The 20,719-nt window shown below is 36.9% G+C and carries 21 protein-coding genes, 2 pseudogenes and 1 riboswitch; of the genes and pseudogenes, 11 read left to right on the top strand and 12 right to left on the bottom strand.

Going from position 1 to position 20,719, the window contains the following annotated elements; genetic code table 11:
• Nucleotides 1–4: 4 nt before the first annotated feature.
• The gene (locus Q9306_RS00535) at nucleotides 5–919 is read left to right on the top strand and encodes an aldo/keto reductase (protein WP_306194154.1); all 915 of its coding nucleotides are present in this window, start codon (nucleotides 5–7) and stop codon (nucleotides 917–919) included.
• A gap of 26 nt (nucleotides 920–945) precedes the next feature.
• On the opposite strand, the gene Q9306_RS00540 is transcribed toward Q9306_RS00535, so the two are convergent.
• On the bottom strand, nucleotides 946–1,773 hold the full coding sequence (locus Q9306_RS00540) for an aldo/keto reductase (RefSeq protein WP_306194157.1): 828 nt from the start codon (nucleotides 1,771–1,773) through the stop codon (nucleotides 946–948).
• Between the two features lie 596 nt (nucleotides 1,774–2,369).
• Entirely contained in the window at nucleotides 2,370–2,912 is a 543-nt protein-coding gene (locus Q9306_RS00545) for a DinB family protein (RefSeq protein ID WP_306194159.1), read from the bottom strand.
• A gap of 588 nt (nucleotides 2,913–3,500) precedes the next feature.
• Here Q9306_RS00545 and Q9306_RS00550 point away from each other — a divergent pair.
• Complete coding sequence (locus Q9306_RS00550) at nucleotides 3,501–4,466, top strand: quinone oxidoreductase family protein (RefSeq protein WP_306194161.1); 966 nt, start codon at nucleotides 3,501–3,503, stop codon at nucleotides 4,464–4,466.
• Between the two features lie 39 nt (nucleotides 4,467–4,505).
• On the opposite strand, the gene Q9306_RS00555 is transcribed toward Q9306_RS00550, so the two are convergent.
• Together Q9306_RS00555 and Q9306_RS00560 are read right to left on the bottom strand one after the other, a co-directional pair.
• Nucleotides 4,506–5,021, bottom strand: a complete 516-nt coding sequence (locus Q9306_RS00555) for a GrpB family protein (protein ID WP_306194163.1) — start codon at nucleotides 5,019–5,021, stop codon at nucleotides 4,506–4,508.
• Nucleotides 5,022–5,045: 24 nt separating this feature from the next.
• A complete protein-coding gene (locus tag Q9306_RS00560) occupies nucleotides 5,046–5,306 on the bottom strand; it encodes a YqkE family protein (protein WP_306194165.1) in 261 nt (86 codons plus the stop codon).
• 387 nt (nucleotides 5,307–5,693) lie between these two features.
• Between Q9306_RS00560 and Q9306_RS00565 the strand changes: the two genes are divergently transcribed.
• Complete coding sequence (locus Q9306_RS00565; RefSeq protein ID WP_306194168.1) at nucleotides 5,694–7,283, top strand: bifunctional metallophosphatase/5'-nucleotidase; 1,590 nt, start codon at nucleotides 5,694–5,696, stop codon at nucleotides 7,281–7,283.
• 276 nt (nucleotides 7,284–7,559) lie between these two features.
• Here the strand turns inward: Q9306_RS00565 and Q9306_RS00570 are convergent, their stop codons facing one another.
• Nucleotides 7,560–8,018: a ribbon-helix-helix domain-containing protein gene (locus Q9306_RS00570; protein WP_306194171.1), complete on the bottom strand. Its 459-nt coding sequence runs from the start codon at nucleotides 8,016–8,018 to the stop codon at nucleotides 7,560–7,562.
• Nucleotides 8,019–8,195: 177 nt separating this feature from the next.
• Between Q9306_RS00570 and Q9306_RS00575 the strand changes: the two genes are divergently transcribed.
• Complete coding sequence (locus Q9306_RS00575; protein ID WP_306194173.1) at nucleotides 8,196–9,197, top strand: alpha/beta fold hydrolase; 1,002 nt, start codon at nucleotides 8,196–8,198, stop codon at nucleotides 9,195–9,197.
• Nucleotides 9,198–9,329: 132 nt separating this feature from the next.
• Here the strand turns inward: Q9306_RS00575 and Q9306_RS00580 are convergent, their stop codons facing one another.
• Nucleotides 9,330–10,274, bottom strand: a complete 945-nt coding sequence (locus Q9306_RS00580; RefSeq protein ID WP_306194176.1) for a LacI family DNA-binding transcriptional regulator — start codon at nucleotides 10,272–10,274, stop codon at nucleotides 9,330–9,332.
• Between the two features lie 114 nt (nucleotides 10,275–10,388).
• Nucleotides 10,389–11,555, bottom strand: coding sequence for a cation:proton antiporter (locus Q9306_RS00585; protein ID WP_306194178.1), 1,167 nt, complete (start codon nucleotides 11,553–11,555; stop codon nucleotides 10,389–10,391).
• Between the two features lie 349 nt (nucleotides 11,556–11,904).
• Here Q9306_RS00585 and Q9306_RS00590 point away from each other — a divergent pair, with 349 nt between their 5' ends.
• Nucleotides 11,905–12,828, top strand: coding sequence for an alpha/beta hydrolase (locus Q9306_RS00590; protein WP_306194181.1), 924 nt, complete (start codon nucleotides 11,905–11,907; stop codon nucleotides 12,826–12,828).
• Between the two features lie 8 nt (nucleotides 12,829–12,836).
• Here Q9306_RS00590 and Q9306_RS00595 read toward each other — a convergent pair whose 3' ends face one another.
• A complete protein-coding gene (locus Q9306_RS00595) occupies nucleotides 12,837–13,295 on the bottom strand; it encodes a DUF4352 domain-containing protein (RefSeq protein WP_306194184.1) in 459 nt (152 codons plus the stop codon).
• Between the two features lie 164 nt (nucleotides 13,296–13,459).
• Entirely contained in the window at nucleotides 13,460–13,702 is a 243-nt protein-coding gene (locus tag Q9306_RS00600; protein WP_090914031.1) for a DUF2552 family protein, read from the bottom strand.
• 182 nt (nucleotides 13,703–13,884) lie between these two features.
• Here Q9306_RS00600 and Q9306_RS00605 point away from each other — a divergent pair.
• Together Q9306_RS00605 and Q9306_RS00610 are read left to right on the top strand one after the other, a co-directional pair.
• A pseudogene (locus Q9306_RS00605) lies at nucleotides 13,885–14,739 on the top strand (hypothetical protein).
• A gap of 143 nt (nucleotides 14,740–14,882) precedes the next feature.
• Nucleotides 14,883–15,086: a CDGSH iron-sulfur domain-containing protein gene (locus Q9306_RS00610; RefSeq protein ID WP_098914662.1), complete on the top strand. Its 204-nt coding sequence runs from the start codon at nucleotides 14,883–14,885 to the stop codon at nucleotides 15,084–15,086.
• A gap of 35 nt (nucleotides 15,087–15,121) precedes the next feature.
• On the opposite strand, the gene crcB is transcribed toward Q9306_RS00610, so the two are convergent.
• Nucleotides 15,122–15,475, bottom strand: a complete 354-nt coding sequence (crcB, locus tag Q9306_RS00615) for a fluoride efflux transporter CrcB (RefSeq protein WP_306194189.1) — start codon at nucleotides 15,473–15,475, stop codon at nucleotides 15,122–15,124.
• Nucleotides 15,472–15,876 (bottom strand): fluoride efflux transporter FluC, encoded by a 405-nt coding sequence (locus Q9306_RS00620; protein WP_306194192.1) that lies wholly within the window; start codon nucleotides 15,874–15,876, stop codon nucleotides 15,472–15,474. Before Q9306_RS00620 ends, crcB begins: the two co-directional genes overlap by 4 nt.
• A gap of 171 nt (nucleotides 15,877–16,047) precedes the next feature.
• A riboswitch (FMN riboswitch) is annotated at nucleotides 16,048–16,191 on the top strand.
• Nucleotides 16,192–16,493: 302 nt separating this feature from the next.
• Here Q9306_RS00620 and ribD point away from each other — a divergent pair.
• The 4 genes from ribD (at nucleotide 16,494) to ribH (ending at nucleotide 20,129) form a co-directional block, all read left to right on the top strand.
• A complete protein-coding gene (ribD, locus tag Q9306_RS00625) occupies nucleotides 16,494–17,606 on the top strand; it encodes a bifunctional diaminohydroxyphosphoribosylaminopyrimidine deaminase/5-amino-6-(5-phosphoribosylamino)uracil reductase RibD (protein ID WP_306194194.1) in 1,113 nt (370 codons plus the stop codon).
• Entirely contained in the window at nucleotides 17,587–18,231 is a 645-nt protein-coding gene (gene ribE, locus Q9306_RS00630; RefSeq protein WP_306194196.1) for a riboflavin synthase, read from the top strand. Before ribD ends, ribE begins: the two co-directional genes overlap by 20 nt.
• 13 nt (nucleotides 18,232–18,244) lie before the next feature.
• A complete protein-coding gene (locus Q9306_RS00635; RefSeq protein WP_306194198.1) occupies nucleotides 18,245–19,438 on the top strand; it encodes a bifunctional 3,4-dihydroxy-2-butanone-4-phosphate synthase/GTP cyclohydrolase II in 1,194 nt (397 codons plus the stop codon).
• A gap of 229 nt (nucleotides 19,439–19,667) precedes the next feature.
• Nucleotides 19,668–20,129, top strand: coding sequence for a 6,7-dimethyl-8-ribityllumazine synthase (ribH, locus tag Q9306_RS00640; RefSeq protein WP_020059455.1), 462 nt, complete (start codon nucleotides 19,668–19,670; stop codon nucleotides 20,127–20,129).
• A gap of 223 nt (nucleotides 20,130–20,352) precedes the next feature.
• Here the strand turns inward: ribH and Q9306_RS00645 are convergent.
• Nucleotides 20,353–20,571 (bottom strand): annotated as a pseudogene (locus Q9306_RS00645) (hypothetical protein); the annotation flags it as partial.
• Nucleotides 20,572–20,719: the final 148 nt, after the last annotated feature.

The raw sequence follows: 20,719 nt of genomic DNA on the forward strand, positions 1-20,719 counted from the left end.
AATTATGAAAACACGCCAATTAGGAAATTCAGATTTATATGTAAGTGAAATTGGACTTGGGTGCATGTCACTTGGAACAAATGAAACAGAAGCCATTCAAATTATTCATGAAGCGTTAGATTTAGGCATTAACTTTTTGGATACGGCCGATTTATACAATTATGGATTAAATGAAGAGTTTGTCGGAAAAGCATTACAAGGAAAACGAGAACAAGTTGTCCTTGCCACAAAAGTTGGGAACCGCTGGACAGAAGAAAAAAATGGTTGGTCTTGGGATCCTTCTAAGGCATATATAAAAGAGGAAGTAAAAGAAAGCCTGCGCCGATTAAAAACAGATTATATCGATTTATATCAGCTGCACGGCGGAACAATTGAGGATCATATCGACGAGGTCATTGAAACATTTGAAGAACTAAAACAAGAAGGATTCATTCGTCATTACGGTATTTCTTCCATCCGCCCTAATGTCATTCGCCAATATGCAGAGCGCTCTAATATTGTAAGTATTTTAATGGAATATAACATGTTCAATCGCCGCCCAGAAGAATGGTTCCCATTCTTGCAAGAGCACAATATTAGCGTTATTGCTCGCGGCCCACTTTCAAAAGGCTTATTAACTCATAACAATGACCAAAAATTAGCTAAGATGAAAGAAAAATGCTATCTCTCTTACAACTTTGATGAAGTAAAACACGCTGTATCTTGTATTAAAGAAATAACAGATGAACGCTCTCTAACAGAAACCGCGCTTCAATATTGCCTGCATACTTCGGCAATTGCAGCTCTCATTCCAGGTGCTAGCTCAATTGACCAATTACGCGAAAACGTAAAAGCCGGCACTACAAATTCATTAACAGACGAGCAATACGAACGTATTCAAGCACTTTTAAAATTGGATACATATGAATCTCATCGTTGAAAAAGCTACCGAAAATCGGTAGCTTTTTACATCGTATCATATTTCTCTGGATTCGTGCCTGAACGCTTATTACAATCTAATGTATCAATTTGGCGCACTTCTTCTTCTGTTAATGAAAAATCGAAAATATGAAAATTCTCTGCAATACGAGACGGTGTAACAGATTTCGGAATAGTTACAACACCGCTTTGAATATCCCAGCGCAAAATAACTTGAGCAGGTGTTTTTCCATATTTCTTAGCAATTTCTTGAATCACAGGATGTTCAAACACCTCTCCGCCTCGCATAAGCGGACTCCATGCTTCCATTTGAATTTGTTCTTGCAGGCAAAAGTTACGAAGTTCAAATTGTGCCAACATTGGATGAAGCTCAACTTGGTTCACCATCGGTTTAATGTGACAATTTGCTAATAAGTGTTCTAAATGATGAATATGAAAGTTTGACACACCGATCGCACGCACTTTACCTTCTTCATACAATTTTTCTAAAGCACGATATGTATCTACATACTTCCCACGTATCGGCCAATGAATTAAATATAAATCAACATAATCCATCTGTAATTTTTTTAAACTTGTATCGAAAGCTTTTAGCGTCGTTTCATACCCTTGTTCATCGTTCCATACTTTCGTTGTAATAAACAGCTCTTCGCGAGCAATTCCGAATTCACGAATCGCTTCTCCGACACCGCTTTCATTTTCGTAAATAGCAGCTGTATCAATAGAACGGTATCCGATCTCAAGTGCAGTCTTCACCGCTCGTTTTACTTCCTCTCCCTCTTTCGCTTTATATACTCCTAAACCAAGCATTGGCATTTTTACGCCGTTATGAAGTGTTGTTGTTGGGATACGCATAAAAACTCCTCCTTTCCTCCATTTCACCAAGAAAAAAATAAAAAGTCAAAAGAAAAGCGGTTTGTTCACATAATCTTGTTATGTTAAAAATTAGAAGGAAATATACAAATTGAAAAACGGCATAAAAACCCTCTTTCTTTTTAGGGAGGCGAGAGCATCTGGCCATGCATAGAAGCGGTCAGTGCCTGTTTCTGCCACATGCGATGTTTTCAAACAAAGAGAGTAAGCGAGTGCAGGTTATGATGTATTCTGCGTAGCAGCGACTTCTTTGTTGAAAAAATTTAAATGGATTTATATATATAAATACGAATTAAAAAACCAACATAAAACCATCTTTTTTTAGGTGGGCGAGAGCATCTGGCCATGCATAGAAGCGGTCAGTGCCTCTTCCTTCCACATGTGAAGTGAAAACAAAGGGAGAAAGCGAGTGGAAGCTCCTTTTTTTCTGCATAGCAGCAATCTATATGTCGGAAAATCAAAATGAATTCATATAGATGTTACTTTGATCAAATATGTACTAACAACCGTTGATAAATTGATAAACTTTAAAAGCATGTTATTAAACGTTAGCAAAATAACGTGTAGCATGACTTGTTTTAGTAGACTTCTTTTTTAATCATTATTTCCTTCTCTTCTTTATACCATTTGCGAAGTTGATTAATGTAAGCCTGGTGATATCTATTATGATCTGCTATATGCCAAATGCCCCATCGGATAGTTGCAGTTACTCCATTCTCATACTCAACTATTTTATTCAATTGGTTGTCAGTTAACTGAAAGCAAATAGACTTAAACATGTTAAATACCTCATCATAATCAGAGAGAATCCTTTCTAAGGAAACTCCATAAATCAATGGGATTTCATTGTTTTTATCTAACATAGGTCCGTACTTATCTTCAAGAAGTTCCGGTACTGGTTCACCTTTAATTCTAAAAACCCAGTTAAGGTCCACATATTCCAAATGCCTTATTAATTGTGCTGTACTGTTATATTTCTGATTGGGCCCTTTATAATCTAGTTCCTCCTGTGACATACCTGCAACAATAGATTTTAACCGCTTATAATTACCATCTACAGCAGAATAAAGCATACCTACAATAGGCTCCATTGAGGATTCACCTTTTAAATCTAAAATCATTTATCTCCACCTCACTCGAAATTAAAGCTTTCACCCTACAATAATACAATTCAATTTTAGCAATATTATTGTTACTTGTTCAATTTAAATACCCATTTAGTGCCATAAGAAAAAACAAAATCCCTTCACACCTTCTTAAAGGGATTGTTAAAAATTTTACGATACGCAGAAAAAATACTTTCAGACTCGAATTATTTCCAAATATAGCTATTTTTCGAATTAAAATGGTTCATCACCATAACATGTGGTTGATTTTTCTGAGATGAATTCATTTTAGTACACGGAACGGAGAGTGGTGACTCCTGCGGGAAATAGCGAGGAAAGTGAGACCCCGCAGGCTTGCCGAGGAGGCTCGCTCTCGCCCCGCGGAAAGCATCCACTCGGAGTGCAGTGTACGCAACCACGACTTTTGGTGATGAACCATTAAACTCTCAATCTTTTGTTTCAAGCCAATACCAAAGCATCTGGTTATGTATAAATCACTCAGTGTCCTTCCCCACTTTTTCCAAAGCGTAATTCCTTGCTTTCTCCATCCTTTTACCTTACAGTGTAAGCGTAAAATAAAATACACAAAGTAGAGGTCAAACGATGAAAGCTCTTATATTTAACACATTTGGAGAACCAGAAGTATTACAATATAAAGAAATCCCAAATCCTGTTATTGGACCTAATGAAATTCTTGTAAAAATGAAAGCGATTGGTTTAAACTTTGCTGATGTTTATAGAAGAAAAGGTAATTACCACCTTGCCGGTAAACCACCGTATATTTTAGGCTACGAAGGCGCTGGAATTGTCGAAATGGTAGGAAGTAATGTTACCACAATCAAGCAAGGAGACTCTATCGCATTTGCAGATGTTCCTTATGCAAATGCAGAGCTTGTAGCAGTTCCAGTAGAGAAAGCAATTCCACTTCCTAATCATATTTCACATGAAACAGCTGCGTCTATTTTACTACAAGGTTTAACAGCTCACTATTTAACCCGAGATAGCTATGTGGTAAAAGAAGGAGATATCGTACTCGTACACGCTGCTGCCGGTGGTGTTGGCCAGCTTCTTGTACAAATTATAAAATTACTAGGCGGTAAAGTGATTGCACTTACTTCTTCTATTCAAAAAGCAAAAGCTGCCGAAGCTGTTGGCGCAGACTGGACCTTTTTGTATGAGGATAATTGGAAACAGAAAGTCATGCATGCGACGAACGGAAAAGGTGTCGATGTCGTATATGAATCTGTTGGTTCTACGTTGATGGATAGCTTTGAGGCAACACGTATTGGAGGGACCGTTGTGTTTTACGGAATGGCAGGAGGCGATCCAGCGCCTGTAGACCCGCGCATGCTTATGGATACATCTAAAACGCTAACCGGCGGAGATTTATGGAATGTACTCACGTCTCATAAAGAACGCGTTCGTCGTTCTAATGAGCTATTCACGTGGATTCAACAAGGAAAGATCAAGTTATCTACGCCAACTACATTTTCATTAAGCGAAGGCGCAAAAGCACACCATTATTTAGAAAGTAGAAAAAGCACAGGGAAAATTTTATTACTCCCATAAAACAATGATAAAAATAACGTGCCACATCTATATGGCACGTTATTTTTTCTTCATCCATTCTATCGCCCTTTGTTCCCTCTCACGAACAAATGCATCTTTTCCTTCAATATACCGCTCTATATCGTATGTACATTGTTTCGCAAGCTCTTGCTTTAACGTTGCATACGCCTCCGCTTCTTCACAATGCTCCATCATGTAATCGCGAAATGAAAGGTGACGTATAATCTCTTGATTCCCTGTTTCATATACATGTAAATGATAGCTTCGCTTTTCTTCTGTACCGTGCATGTAGAAACGACGTCCTGAAATACCATTTTCACCTTTTGGTGTATAACCCAGTTTTTGGAATATGTCATTCCAACTATCCACTTTGTCAATATTCGTAACTTCCATAATCATATCAATAATCGGTTTTGCCACTAATCCAGGTACAGATGTACTGCCAATATGATGAACTTTCACATGTTCTGGCATTGCTTCCTTTAAACGTTTCGCTTCTTCCTGAAACTTTTCTGCCCAGTGATTTTCATAGGGAACTACTTCCACTTTTCTCATGCCCATCCCCCTTATATTCGTTTCTTACTTAAAGTCTTTCCATGACAAGCTACTTTCACCTAATAATTCTTCAAATGATTTATTTTTTTCACGTTCACGCTGTTCTTTACGCTTTCTCTCTAACTCCATTTCTTGTTTCTGTTCCTCTTGCTCTTTTAATTCTTTCTGTTTACTTTTTAGTTGCTTCATTAGAGCTTCGTTCAATTGATCTCCAATTGTTAGTGTTTCCTTTTCCACCTTCATTGCGCTTTGTTTCTGTGTTTGCTTTTGTTTTTTCTTTGCCATAATTAAATCACCTTTTACTTTTTTCTTTATTATATTAGAAAGTGTAATTTAGCAGCAACTAAAAGAGCGGTATCACTATTCAGTTTCACAAATCCTTGCTCTAATGAATGTATAAATACAACCTACCTTTTCCTCCACATGAAAATAAAATGAAAAGCAAGTGCAGAGCATTTTTTATTCTACATAGCTACACTTATATGTTAAAAAGTAAAAATAGATTTATATAGTTAACCGCTTACAATTTATTATTTATTTTCTATATAAAAATAAAAAGATATTTTATGAATTTTCATAAAATATTAAACTTTATATAGATTGTTTCCTCATAATCTATTAAAATTATGTCGTATAATGTCAGATTTACATAAAAGGGGAGAAACAAAAAACATGTGGAAAAAAATTATACCTGCAGTTGCTGTTTTAAGTACCGTTACATTCTCAAGTGTATTTGCAGCACAACCAACTTCTACACCAGCACAAGAAAATCGTTATATCGATGTTCAAATGCTGGGCATTAATGACTTCCATGGTCAATTAGACACAGTGAAAAAAATCAATAACAAGGAAGCTGGCGGTGCCGATTATTTAGCAGCATACTTACGTGATCGCGAAAAACAAAATCCAAATACGCTACTTGTTCATGCTGGAGATGCAGTTGGAGCAAGTCCACCAGTTTCAGCTTTATTACAAGATGAACCAACAATTGAGATCTTCAATGACCTAGGCTTTGATGTTGGAACAATTGGAAACCACGAATTTGATGAAGGTGTAGACGAAATGCGTCGCCTTATTTATGGCGGTTATCATGAGAAGACTGGCAACTTTAAAGGTGCTCAGTTCCCTTACGTTGCAGCCAATGTTTATAACAAAACAACTGGCCGTTTATTTTTACCGCCATTTACAGTAAAAATGGTACAAGGCGTTCCAGTTGGTTTTATTGGGGTTGTTACAACAGAAACACCAAACGTCGTTATTCCGAAAATGGTTGAAAATGTACAGTTCACAGATGAAGTAGAGGCAATTAACAAATCTGCACAGCAATTAAAGCGATTAGGCGTAAAATCGATTGTTGTATTGGCACATAATCCGGGTACAACGGATGATAAAGGTATTACAGATGGAGATCTCGTTCGCTTAGCTCAAAATACCGATCCAGAAGTAGATGTCATTTTTGGCGGTCATAACCATGCATATGTAAACGGCACTGTAAACGGAAAACTTCTTGTACAAGCTTATTCGTATGGCATGGCTTTTGCAGATGTTGATTTAAAAATTGATAAGAAAACAAAAGATATCGTAGAGAAAAAGGCTGAGATTGTTACAACGTTCCACGACGGCATTCAACCAGATTCACAAATTAAGAAAAAAATGGAACAGTATGAAGAAAAAGTCGCTCCTCTTGTGAGTGAAGTTGTTGGCAAATCTGCAACTGCTTTAGATAGAACACAATCACCTGCCGGAGAATCTACGCTTGGTAACTTAATAGCTGATGCACAGCGCAGTGCGATGAATGGACAAATTGCCATTATGAATCCTGGTGGTATTCGCAACGATTTAGATGCTGGAGATATTACGTGGGGAGAATTATATGGCATTCAACCTTTTGGCAATCAATTAATAAAGTCAACATTGACTGGAAAAGATATTCGTGACATTTTAAATCAGCAGTGGCAAAAAGATAAAACACGTATGCTCCAAATTTCTGGTATCACATATAAATGGGATGATAGTAAAGCAGTTGGAGAAAAAGTCATTGATGTGCACTTAACAAATGGTGAAGCGCTTGTTGATTCCCAAACATATACTGTCGTAGCAAATGCCTTTTTAGCTTCTGGCGGGGATGGTTTCGTTTCATTTAGAAATGGGAAAAATGCAGAAACAGGACCAAATGATTTAGATGCACTAGTAGATTATGTGAAACAAGCAAAATCTCCAATTGAAGCAAAAATTGAAGGTCGTATTCAAAAAATAAACTAGGCATTATAGAATACAAATTTTGAATCTTTTACAAATCTCACCATCTATATAAATCCAAATTAAAAAAACGACATAAAACCATCTTTTTTTAGATGGGCAAGAGCATCTGTCCATGCATAGAAGCGGGCAGGGCCTTTTCCTGCCACATGCGAAGTTCAAACAAAGGGAGAAAGCGCGTGGAATCTCCTTTTTGTCTGCATAGCAGCAATCTAGTATGTCAGAAAATCAAAATGGGTTCATATATAATTAGTGGAATAAAAGCGGGAAATCCCGCTTTTATTCTTTTTTACGATATTTTTTTAAATATTCTTCCAGCGCAATTTCAACAACTTTAGACTTGTGCACACCATGTCTAATAGAAAAACAGTCTAGCTGTTCTAATGTTTGTTTTGAAAGAGAGAACGTACGTCTTTTTTTCTCTCCTGTTTGGGCAGAAGTAATACATATTCCATACTCCTGTTTTTGCAACAATTTATAAATATTTTGCAATTGCTCGTAAATGAGACGTTGATAATCTATTTTTTCCTGTTGTATGCTCACAGCTTCTGTTAATTGCAAATGACGAGGCTCTTCTCCCTCCCCAACAAACTTCCTTTTTTTATGCTCACTATCATATTCATATCCGAGCAATCGTAATTTTTTTGATAGTGTATACGGACTCATTTCTAGTCGTTTTGCAACAATTGCAATCGATTCATGATTATTTAAACGATCAATAATTTCACCAATCTCCACCTCTTCCCTCCTCTCTCTTATACATAACTTAAAACTTCTATCTTTAAGCATTTTGCTTCTCATTCATGCGAGATAAAGTTATTATGTTAGGATACAATGATTTCTTATTTGTATATTTAGTATATGTTGCCAAATCGACACCGTTCACTATATTGTACTTAAAAGGAGGTCTCTCTCATGTTCAGTCGCAGCTGCACTCCCCCTTTTTACGATAAAAATAAACAACTTATTCCAAATAGCATTGCTACAATTGAAAATATGCTTATAAACAACCGCAAACAATCGTTGCTTATTCGTGGCCAAGATCTCAAACAACCTCTTTTATTATGTTTACATGGTGGACCAGGCATGGCTCATATTGGCTTTGCACGCCATTTCCAAGCAGAACTCGAGAAACATTTTATTGTTGTCAACTGGGATCAACGAGGAGCAGGAAAATCCTTTTCATGGCGAGATTTCAAAGAGCCCCTAAAAATTGAACAATTTATTTTGGATACACATAAACTAATTGACTATCTGCTAAACAAGTTTCAAAAAAAGAAGTTATTTCTTCTCGGGCACTCTTGGGGTAGCATCATTGGATTATCTGCTGCGCAGCAATCTCCCCAATCCATCGAAGCCTATATTGGAGTTGGCCAAATTGTGCACATGAAGCAAAATGAGAAATTACTTTTTAAACATTTAATTCGATCCGCAAAGAAGCACAGACATGAGCGAGCACTCGCTTCTTTAAAAAAGCTTGGAAAACCACCATTTCTAGATAAAAAGCGACTGCTTATTCAAAGGAAATGGCTTGGTATCTTTGGCGGCGCTATTCAAAATGGAACATTTTTTTCGTTCATTCGAAAAGGATTGTTATCATCTGAATACACATGGATAGATTGGATAAAATTTTTTAGCGGAAATATAAAATCCGGAGAATTATGGAGAGAAATGTTAACAGTTGATTTCTTTTCACAAATTCCAAGCGTTTCGTTTCCTGTCTATTTTTGCTCTGGACGCTACGACTATCAAACACCTTATGCACTTGTACAACAATATTGCGATGTTTTGAACGCTCCTATCAAAAAAATGATTTGGTTTCCTGACTCAGCCCATTCTCCACACTTTGAAGAACATGAACGTTTTGCAGAAACGTTACTCGAAATTAAACAAGAACACTTCTTACTACACCCGTGATTTCTATATTTCATGAAAAAGATTGTGCACTGCATGAAGCATGCTTCTTGTTCAAGGTGCAACTTCTGTCAATCGGACTCTTGCTGCCTACAAAGAGCAAAATAGAAAAAGGTGCGTAAAAACACGCACCTTTCATTTTGTTGATCCTCTTTCAACCAGGACGAAATCCAAATTCATTATCTCATGGTTATCTTCTACCTTTTTTATTTTTGCAATTAATTTCTGGATAGCGGCCTTCCCTATACTTGTTATTGGCTGAGCAATTGTCGTTAAAGACGGTGTAGACCACTCTCCTTGCACGGCTCCATTCAAACTAATAACTTGCAAATACTCTGGAATAGAGATATGTAATTTTTGCGCAGCACGGATAAAATCAATTCCGGTGGTATCACTACAAGTGACGATGCCATCTATATATGGATGTTTTTGCAATACCTCCGTAGCTATTTGTTCTGAATCGGCCTCACTTCTATACATTTCGATCACTCGATAAGATATGTTTTTCTCCCAAACTGCATCTAAAAAACCTGAGAAATGTTCCTCCATCGCTTCATGGCTTGATCCTTCATGAATATACGCAAGAAAATGGCAACCTTTCTCTTCTAGTAACGAAACAGCTTGTATTGCTCCATTATAGTACTGCGAAGCCCTTTCCTCGCTTGAATCAATAATTACAAATGGAACTGATACTCTTTCTTTTTGTAATCCTTCATATACATCACGTGTCATAAGAATACCGGCAATATTATTTTGTTCCAATACATCCATATAACCACTCTTATGTTTCACATTACATATAACGATTTGATACCCTTCTTTGTATGCTTCTTCTTCAATAACCGTAAGCAAGGATAAGCATGCTGGATCTTGTATGTTAGATACAAGTAAAGCAATCATGGTGGAAGACTTTTTAAATAACGCTTTGGCCACCGCATTTGGTTTATACTGCAACTCCTCAATTGCTTTCTTCACTTGTTTGACCGTGTCCTCATGTACATATCCTTTTTCATTTAACACTCGTGAAACTGTTGCGACTGAAACTCCCGCCAACTTTGCAACATCGCGAATCGTTGCCACCTCTTCACCCCTCAACATGGAAATGGTTTACAATTTCACCGTAAAACAAATTGAATGATACGTCAAGAATATTATTTTATATTTCTGAAAATTGTTACATAAAAAAAGAAGTGCTTACACAGCACTTCTTCCCTCTTTTAATTGTTTGTCTTTTATCGCAAATGTTTTCTTCAACATCGGCGGTGTAATCATTGTTGTTAAAATAACAACAATCACAATTGCTGTAAAGTAGTCTTTTGCTAATAGTCCTGACGCAAGACCTTGTCCAGCAATAATTAGCGCTACTTCACCACGGGAAACCATTCCAGAACCAATGATTGTAGAAGACTGTAAATCAAAGCCTGTCATACGCGCTCCAAGACCACAACCAATTAATTTCGTTAACACAGCAATTACTGTTAAAATAACAATAAACCAAACTTTATCTCCAATTCCTGCAAACGTAATATTCATCCCAATACTTACAAAGAAAATAGGAACAAACATTGCATAAGCAATTGGTTCAACTTTCTTCTCAACTTCATGTTTATAATTTGTTTGAGAGATAGCAATCCCTGCCGCAAACGCTCCGATAATGCCTGCTATTCCTAATAATTCTCCGAAATATGCAAAAGAAAAACAAATAATAAGAGCTGTACTTATTATAGATTCTGATACGCGAAGCGGAGAAAGCCAGCGCATAATCATCGGTACGCCCTTCCATCCGATTAGGATAATAGCTGCAAAGAAGACAACTTTTTTCAAGATAACCATCGTTAAATTTACATCATCTGCACCTAAGAAGCTCATTGCAAATGCAAGTAAAATAACAACAAGAATATCATCAAACACAGCTGCACCGAGCATTGTTGTACTTTCACGTGTCTTCATTTTCCCTAAATCTCGAAGCGTTTGCACAGAGATACTAACGCTAGTTGCACAAAGAAGTAAGCCTAAAAATACTGCATTTGCTTGCTCCATTCCCATAATAAGGCCCGCAACATAACCACCTAAGAACGGCATAATAATTCCACCAACTGCTACTGCGAAAGAAGAATTGCGGTTTTCATTCAATTCTTTTAAGTCCGTTTCTAAACCGGCCATAAACATGAGAAGAATAACCCCAACTTCACTTAATTGCTTTAGTAAATCCGTATTATCAATTAATCCTAGTACTGCTGGACCAATTATAATACCTACAATAAGTTTTCCAAGTACAGACGGCTGTCCTAGCCTAACACTTAAGTCACCCGCAAGCTTTGTACTTAGCAAAATTACTGCTAATTGAAAGAAAAATATCATCTCATCTCTCCTTTTCCTATTTTACTCATTAGAATAATTATAATTATATATGATTTATACTAGTCTGTGAAATTATCAAATTCGTATCTTTCCTTAATAATTATGCTTATTTCCTTCCAATAATTTCTTGTTAGAAAAAAACTTCCTATTTATAAAACATAAATATTTTTCTGATTGAAACCCCTTATTAATCTTACAAAAAAAAATTTCAAACTGAATTTTATGTAAAATTATACCCCTATCATAGTCCATATTCCCCGCTATATTTCAAATCTCGCCGCTCTCACCTTTTCATCTCGTTATGATACAATGTAATTATCATATGTACTGTAAACTTGGAGGATAGAGTATGAAAGCATTTTGGACAACAGTATTAACGATAATCGGTACTCTTATTGGAATTGGCATTTTCTTTACGAATAAAGTCATGTATTTAAAGAGAAAAACAGAAGAAGAAATTTTAGAACGTGAAACAAAACAACATTTTCGCTTTGAGGATTTTGAAGCTCTACAAAAAGAAGAAGTATACCTCTCTTCTCAATTTGGTTATAACATTCATGGTTACTTTATTCCTGCTAACAATTCAAATAAGTTCATGATTTTTTGTCACGGCGTCACCGTCAACAAAATAAATTCTATAAAATATGCAAATTTATTTTTAAACAGGGGATTCAACGTATTTATTTATGATCATCGTCGTCATGGCCAAACAGGAGGCAAAACAACAAGTTATGGCTATTATGAAAAACACGATCTAAAGACGGTAGTAGATTGGCTCAAACAGCGATTTGGTTCAAATATTACACTTGGTATCCACGGTGAATCAATGGGAGCAGCAACGTTATTACAATATGCAGGCATGGTTGAGGACGGAGCTGATTTTTACATTGCTGACTGTCCATTCTCTGATTTTTACGAACAACTTCATTATCGTTTAAAGGTTGAGTTTCATTTACCAAAATGGCCACTTTTACCAATGGCTAATGCATTTTTAAAAGTGCGTGATGGCTATACAATTCGTGAGGTTTCTCCAATTGATTGTGTGAAAAACATTAAAAATCCTGTATTGTTCATCCACAGTAAAGATGATGATTACATTTTATCCAATATGACACAATCATTATATGAAGCAAAAGAAGGCGCAAAAGAACTCTTTATTGCCGAAAAAGGCGCTCATGCTTGTTCTTATGCAGAAAATAGAGAAGAATACGAAGCGGCAGTTGATCAATTTTTAACAACATACGTAAACGAAACAAAAAACAGGCTTGCGTAAGCCTGTTTTTATTTTAGTGAAATAACAATTGGTTTATCTTTAGCAAAAGAAGGAGCAAATAATAATTCAGATACCGTCTCTTCTTTAGGTATTTCGAATATAACGCTTGATTGCAATGAATCGTATGATTTTACTCTGCTATCATGCAATATACTTGTATTCCCTTTCGTTTGAACAACTCCATATATTTTTCCCGTCTCTGAAATAACATTAAACTGAGCTGGCTTAACAATAATGCTTTTATTTCTACTGTTCTTTAATGAAAAGTCTACAACAAGAAGCGTGTAATTATTTTTTGCAGTCCATACATCATAATGCGGTACACGACTTACATTTTTAATAACAAAATCTATTTGATGAGCGGATAAAATGCCTTTTACACTTGATCGATTAGCCTGATCTTCTCTATCGCATCCAGCTATACAAAAGGAAATGATAATACTTATTATAAACAATCGTTTCCACAACAACTACCACCTTCTTTGCTGTTTCTATCGGTTGTATGTTGCACACATTGTATGTTTTTATGCATTAGAAACTACACACAAAAAGGCTAATTCATCTCCATATGAATTAGCCTTTTTCCTACCTTAACCAACAGCAAAAGTTTTATTACATTTACAATGGCCTATTACGCCAATACATCTGTAACTTGATCCATATTTTCAGAAATCCACTTTACGGCTTCATCAAGTGATGGAAACTCTGTTGTTTGAAATGTTACTTCATCTTGTAATAACCATACATCCTTTACTTCCTGTTGCACACCGGCAATTGACCAATGAAGTAAACTGTAGGGATGATTATCATTTAAAAACGATACCCACGTTCGCTCTGTTGCAATATTTTGTAATGTACGTAATTGTTTATTCATGTTTATGTTCACCTTACTATTTTTTCAGTATATAGCTTATTATATCATACCTTTCGAGAGGACTCCCACCTCTAAACATATGTGAAGGTGGTGAGGTGAATCGAAAAAAATATTTTATGTTCAAAAACAACAGAAACATACGTTCTTGTTTTGGTGTAATATCTTTAACAAGGAGGTGAAAAATGACAACGGAAAATCAAATACATTATAAAACTCTTCAGATTTGGATTAAAAAAGGACATCGTATGTATTCTTATTTTCAAGAATCTTGCCAAAACGCTAAAAATATGTACAATACGACAAGTGTATACAGGTTTGACACAAGATAAGGAATTGCAACCTTTACAAAGAGAAGTCTTAGATACAATTGTTAAAAACATGGGGAAGATGAATGATACACAACTTCTTGCCTATCAAAAGAAATTGGAAAAAGAGAAAACAAAACCAAAAGAAAAACAAAAAGAAGTGAAATGTAATTTGTTTTCAGAACCAACTACAGAAAATCCTTATGTAGATTACAATTTTCTAGATGCATTATTTAAAGCGATGATTCAGAAGGATTATCGTGCTTTGCCTACACAATCTAGTCAATCAATCATGAAAAATGTATTCCAAAATTGGAAGTCTTTTTTTGCAAGTTTAAAAAATTATAAAAAGAATCCCGACAAATATACCGGAAAACCTAGAATTCCAAAGTATATTCGTTCTTCTGAAAAGGAAATCTTGTATACAAAGCAAATACGATAGGCATTCAAGTTGTTGTAACTGAGGAATCTTACACATCAAAAGCAAGTTTTCTAGATCATGACTTTATTCCAACGTATGGAACAAATGACCAAAATGCAACTTTTTCAGGAAAACGAATGAAGCGTGGTATGTATCGTTCTGCAAAAGGAATCGGAATTAACGCAGATGTAAACGCTGCGGCTAATATTTTACGAAAAGTAGTCCCGAATGCATGGACAAACGGGATAGAGGGGTTAGGCGTGGAACAGCTCGCTAGTGTGTTAACTCCACTGACGTTAATCGTCCGTTAGGTCGAAACGTTAGAAACCCCCACTTCAAGCTTTGCTAAGTGGGGGAGTATTCATTTTCTCACAAAAAGCATTGTTTCTAAACATTGTCAAGTCATTCTAGTAAGTATATGATAAGCATATGCGTTTGGTGAGGAGGTGTAACAATGGGGAAAGTACAAATTAAAGTAAATGATAACGGTTCGTTCCGCATTACAGGGGATGTGGAACTAATCGATGCGGAAGGAAATGTCTTTCCAGCAAAACCGGCATTTTCGATATGCCGCTGCGGGTTATCCAAAAATATGCCGTATTGCGATGGTTCGCATAAAGGACAATTTGAATCTGTTGTACGTGCACCGAAAGAATAGCACACTACGCGCACAAGAACATGTGCGCGTGTTTTTTACATCCTGCCCATATAAAATCCTACAAAAGCACTGCCAATCCCTATTACATAACTCATAACAAAATATAAGAACGCCTTTTGCCCTTCTCGTTTATGTATTAATTGTATCATTTCCAGTTGATATGTCGAAAATGTCGTAAATGCCCCCATAAATCCTGTGCCACATAATAATATCCACATTTTAGCTACTCCAGTACCGTATAACAGACCGAGTAAAAACGAACCGATTATATTTATAAAAAATGTTCCGTACGGAAAAGAATCCCCATATTTTTCTTTCGCTATCGTACTAATATAAAAACGAGCAATTGCACCGAAAAAGCCACCGATACTGACAAGTAAAATATTCATACATTTCCTTCTTTCCTTACACTGCGTTCATATAGTTTATTTCCAGCATAAAATCCGCCAAAAGAGAAAAGCAATCCTCCTATCATACTTGCGCCCATATAAAAAAAAGCCACACTAAACGCTTCATGCTGTAATAGCTTCAGCGTATCTACGCTAAACGTCGAGAACGTTGTATAGGAACCAATTATCCCTGTACCAATCGCACTTATCATAAGCGGTGATACTTGTTTCATTTGAAAGATAGACATCGTTAAAAATGCTAATAAAAAACTTCCACTCATATTAGCTAACCATGTTGCGAATGGAAAACCAGTAAAAGATGTTGTTTCAAAGAGCAATCCTACTCCATAGCGAGCTAAAGCTCCAATAACGCCACCTATGCCTACAGCAATATATTTCATACTTTCACCTCATTTTAGACACTACAAAAAAGTCTTTTCTACACTAGTATAACAAATTCATTTTCTCCACCAATACAAGATTTAAGAACCCCTTTATTTTCATACAATTCTTTACATTTAAATATTTTTTTTATAGCCTTTTGTCTTTTTTATGCTATAATGTGAGCAAACAGCATCCTTCGGGGTCGGGTGAAATTCCCAACCGGCGGTGATGAAGTGCACACTTCTAAGTCCGTGACCCGTTTTCAAATCGAAAACGGTGGATCTAGTGAGACTCTAGAGCCGACAGTATAGTCTGGATGGGAGAAGGATATGTTTTCTAGTACGTATAATAGGATACTACGTTTATTTCAGCATGCGCATTTGTACTGTTTATTTTTAAACATGCATATGTTTTCTTTCATATATCATTCTTTTCTTTGCTGAAATCATACAATAACACTAGCATGTAAAAAAATAGATAGTTGCTAAGCTTCTTTTCTATGCAAACTTATCAATCAACGCTAGGTTTATTCAGTATACTCTCGTATCCTTCTTACATTTCTAGAAACATCGTCTCTCTCACCCCAAGGATTCTATCCTTGGGGTTTTTTGATTTTTTTAGGAGAGGTGAGTTTATGACAGATCAAGAATATATGGCACTTGCTTTGCAATTAGCAAAACATACAGCTGGGCAAACAAGTCCTAATCCTATGGTTGGTGCTGTTGTTGTAAAAGATGGGAATATCATTGGAGTGGGAGCCCATTTACGAGCAGGAACTGAACATGCTGAAGTTCACGCTCTTCGCATGGCTGGTGAAAATGCCCACGGTGCAACAGTTTATGTAACGCTAGAACCATGCAGTCATCACGGAAAAACGCCTCCTTGCTGTGATTTGCTCATTGCAAAGAACGTAAAACGAGTCGTTGTTGCAGTACTCGATAGCAACCCACTCGTTTCAGGTCAAGGTGTCAAGCGATTACAGGAAGCTGGAATTGATGTAACAATTGGTGTACTGGAAAAAGAATCAAAAGAATTAAATCGTTACTTTTTCCACTACATGCAAGCAAAGCGGCCATTTGTCACATTAAAAACAGCAATGAGTTTAGATGGAAAAATCGCTACTCGTACAGGAGAAAGTAAATGGATTACCGGCGGGGAAGCACGAGCTGATGTACACCGCTATCGTCATACACACGATGCCATTCTCGTCGGTGTAAATACAATTATTACCGATAACCCGCATTTAACAACGCGAATTGTAAATGGTGGACAAAATCCGATTCGCATCGTACTTGATACACATTTACGAACCCCGCTTTCATCACATGTAATTACAGATAGCGAGGCGCCAACATGGGTTATCGTTGGAAATAACGTTTCAAAAGAGAAAATCGCAAAATTTCAATCAGATATGGTATCTGTTTTGCAAATGAAGACGAATCATATTGAAATAAACGAACTGCTCGATCTTCTCGGAGAAAAAAATATTCTTTCTCTCTTTGTAGAAGGCGGACAAACAGTTCATGCAAGTTTCTTAGAAGCAAAATGTTTTCAGGAGCTGATTACTTATATTAATCCAAAGCTAATTGGTGGTAAAGAAGCCCCAACATGTTTTGGTGGAAATGGTTTTACACAACTAAAAGATGCACTCGCGCTGCACATTCAATCGATGGAACAAATTGGTGATGATATAAAAGTAATTGCCACTCCAAGAAAAGAGGTGCCTTATGTTTACAGGAATTGTTGAGGAACTCGGAACAATCGCTAATATGCAGCAAACTGGCGAAGCTATGAAACTGACAATTTCGGCAGAGACCATTTTGGCAGACGTAAACTTAGGTGACAGCATTGCTGTAAACGGGATTTGTTTAACTGTCACCTCTTTTACCCCCACTTCTTTTACCGTTGATGTCATGCCCGAGACGATGCGAGCAACGTCTCTCCAATCACTTAGCCGCGGCTCGGCAGTCAATTTAGAGCGTGCTATGAGTGCAAATGGCCGCTTCGGTGGGCATTTTGTAACAGGACACATTGACGGCATTGGAACAATTATCGATAAAAAACGAAGCTATAACGCCGTATATTACAAAATACAATTACCAAATGAATTGCTTCGTTATTGTTTACAAAAAGGGTCTGTTGCCATTGATGGTACAAGTCTCACAATCTTTGGAGTTGATGAATCTTCCATCACAATCTCTCTCATTCCACACACATTAAGTCAGTCAGTAATCGGTACAAAAACTGCTGGCGATATTGTGAACATTGAGTGCGATATGATTGGAAAATATATTGAACGTTTTATTACACAGCCAACATCTAAAAAGAGCTCAATTACAGAAAACTTTTTACAAGACAATGGGTTTCTATAAGGGAGGAAATGAAATGTTTCATCGAATTGAAGAAGCGCTAGAAGATTTAAAGCAAGGAAAAGTTGTTATCGTCTGCGATGATGAAAATAGAGAAAATGAAGGGGATTTTATTTCTTTAGCCGAGTATATTACCCCAGAAACAATCAACTTCATGATTACACATGGGCGCGGTCTTGTATGTGTCCCAATTACAGAAGAATATGCCAATCGTTTAGAATTAGGACCTATGGTTTCACAAAATACAGATTCACACGGTACAGCTTTTACCGTTAGCGTTGATCACATTTCGACGACAACTGGTATTAGTGCTCATGAACGTGCGGCAACTGTACGTGAACTATTAAATCATGAAGCGAAAGCAAGTGATTTTAAGCGCCCTGGACATATCTTCCCTTTAATCGCAAAAGCGGGCGGTGTTCTTCGCCGCGCCGGGCATACAGAAGCTGCTGTAGATTTAGCGAAATTATGCGGCGCAGAGCCAGCAGGCGTTATTTGTGAAATTATAAATGAAGATGGAACGATGGCACGAGTGCCTGATTTATTAGAAATTGCCAAACAATTTAATCTAAAAATGATTACAATCGAAGACTTAATTGCGTATCGCCGTCATCATGAAACGTTAGTGCAGCGCGAAGTCGAAATTACACTACCAACTGACTTTGGTACATTTCAGGCAATTGGTTATTCCAATTCTCTAGATAATCAAGAACATATCGCTCTTATAAAAGGCGATGTTTCTACAGGCGAACCAGCGCTTGTGCGTGTCCATTCTGAATGCTTAACTGGCGATGTATTTGGATCTTGCCGCTGCGACTGTGGTCCGCAGCTTCATGCAGCGCTCGCTCAAATTGAACGAGAAGGAAAAGGGGTTCTTCTATACATGCGTCAAGAAGGACGAGGCATTGGACTGCTTAATAAATTACGAGCATATAAACTGCAAGAAGAAGGTTACGATACTGTAGAGGCAAATGAAAAACTTGGCTTTGCAGCTGATCTTCGTGATTACGGAATTGGCGCACAAATTTTAAAAGATTTAGGATTACAACAGCTTCGTCTTTTAACAAATAATCCACGTAAAATCGCAGGCTTACAAGGTTATGATTTAGAAGTTGTAGAACGTGTGCCGCTCCAAATGCCGGCAAAAGAAGAAAATAAAGCATATTTACACACGAAATCAACAAAATTAGGTCATTTATTAACTTTGTAGTTATATAGCTTTATAAATGTAAATTGAAAATGCACATTTAAACCCTTTCTTTTTTGGGTGGGCGAGAGCGTCTGGCCGCGTATAGGAGCGGTCAGGGCCTTTTCCTGCCACTTGCCATGTTTGAAACAAATGGAACAGGCAAGTAGCGGGCATGTTAGATTCTGCATAACAGCAATTTGTTTATTAAAAAATCAAAATAAATTTAAATAGATTAAGGGAGAGATACATGATGGTATTCGAAGGTCATTTAGTTGGTACAGGATTAAAAGTAGGTATTGTTGTTGGTCGTTTTAACGAATTTATTACAAGCAAACTATTAGGCGGCGCATTAGACGGTTTAAAACGTCACGGAGTAGAAGAAAATAACATTGATGTCGCATGGGTCCCTGGTGCATTTGAAATTCCGTTAATCGCAAAGAAAATGGCAAACAGCGGAAAATACGATGCTGTTATTACACTTGGAACAGTGATTCGCGGCGCAACAACGCATTATGATTATGTTTGTAATGAAGTGGCAAAAGGCGTAGCTTCCCTTTCATTACAAACAGAAATTCCTGTTATCTTTGGCGTCTTAACAACAGAAACGATTGAACAAGCAATCGAACGTGCTGGTACAAAAGCTGGCAATAAAGGCTGGGAATCTGCAGTTGCAGCGATTGAAATGGCAAACCTATCCCGCCAGTGGGCATAAAGTGAAACTTTAATCAGTGGGGGTTTTCTTCATCCCCCACTGATTATCAGCCCTCACCAATCGGGCTCTTATGGCTAGTTTGATTTTCTTTCAGCTCTTACTTCTTACCAGCCGTTTGAGCGGGATGAAATGAAACTACCCATTAATGCGAAAAAAACGATTACATTTCAAGTATAAAATAAAGAGAGGCTTCTGCCTCTTTTTATTTTTCCGTTTTTCTTTCCCTCTGTCCTTCTTGTAAAATTTGCAGTTCTTGCCGCACTTCTTTTAGTTTTTTCCCTTCTGTTTCGATTCCAAAGTACGCAGCTTGGTGCCGAAAATGCTGTTCGACCCTCTTTTGGAAATCTTTCTGTTCAGGATTTTCAACAATTTTTACTGGATCTGCACTAACCGCCTTTAATAAAATAAGAAAGCTCATCACTGCTAATATATATTTATGCATGCGAATCCCCCAAATCACGATTAAATTCTCTCTTACTATGCACAATTGCAGAATGGGCAATTCGAACACATATTATGTCATCTTTTTACAAACCCAATGATTCCAACGCTTATATACGCTTTATTACATTTTATTTACAAAAAAAGAA

The organism is Bacillus multifaciens, from assembly GCF_030756675.1.
Lineage (GTDB): Bacteria > Bacillota > Bacilli > Bacillales > Bacillaceae_G > Bacillus_A > Bacillus_A multifaciens.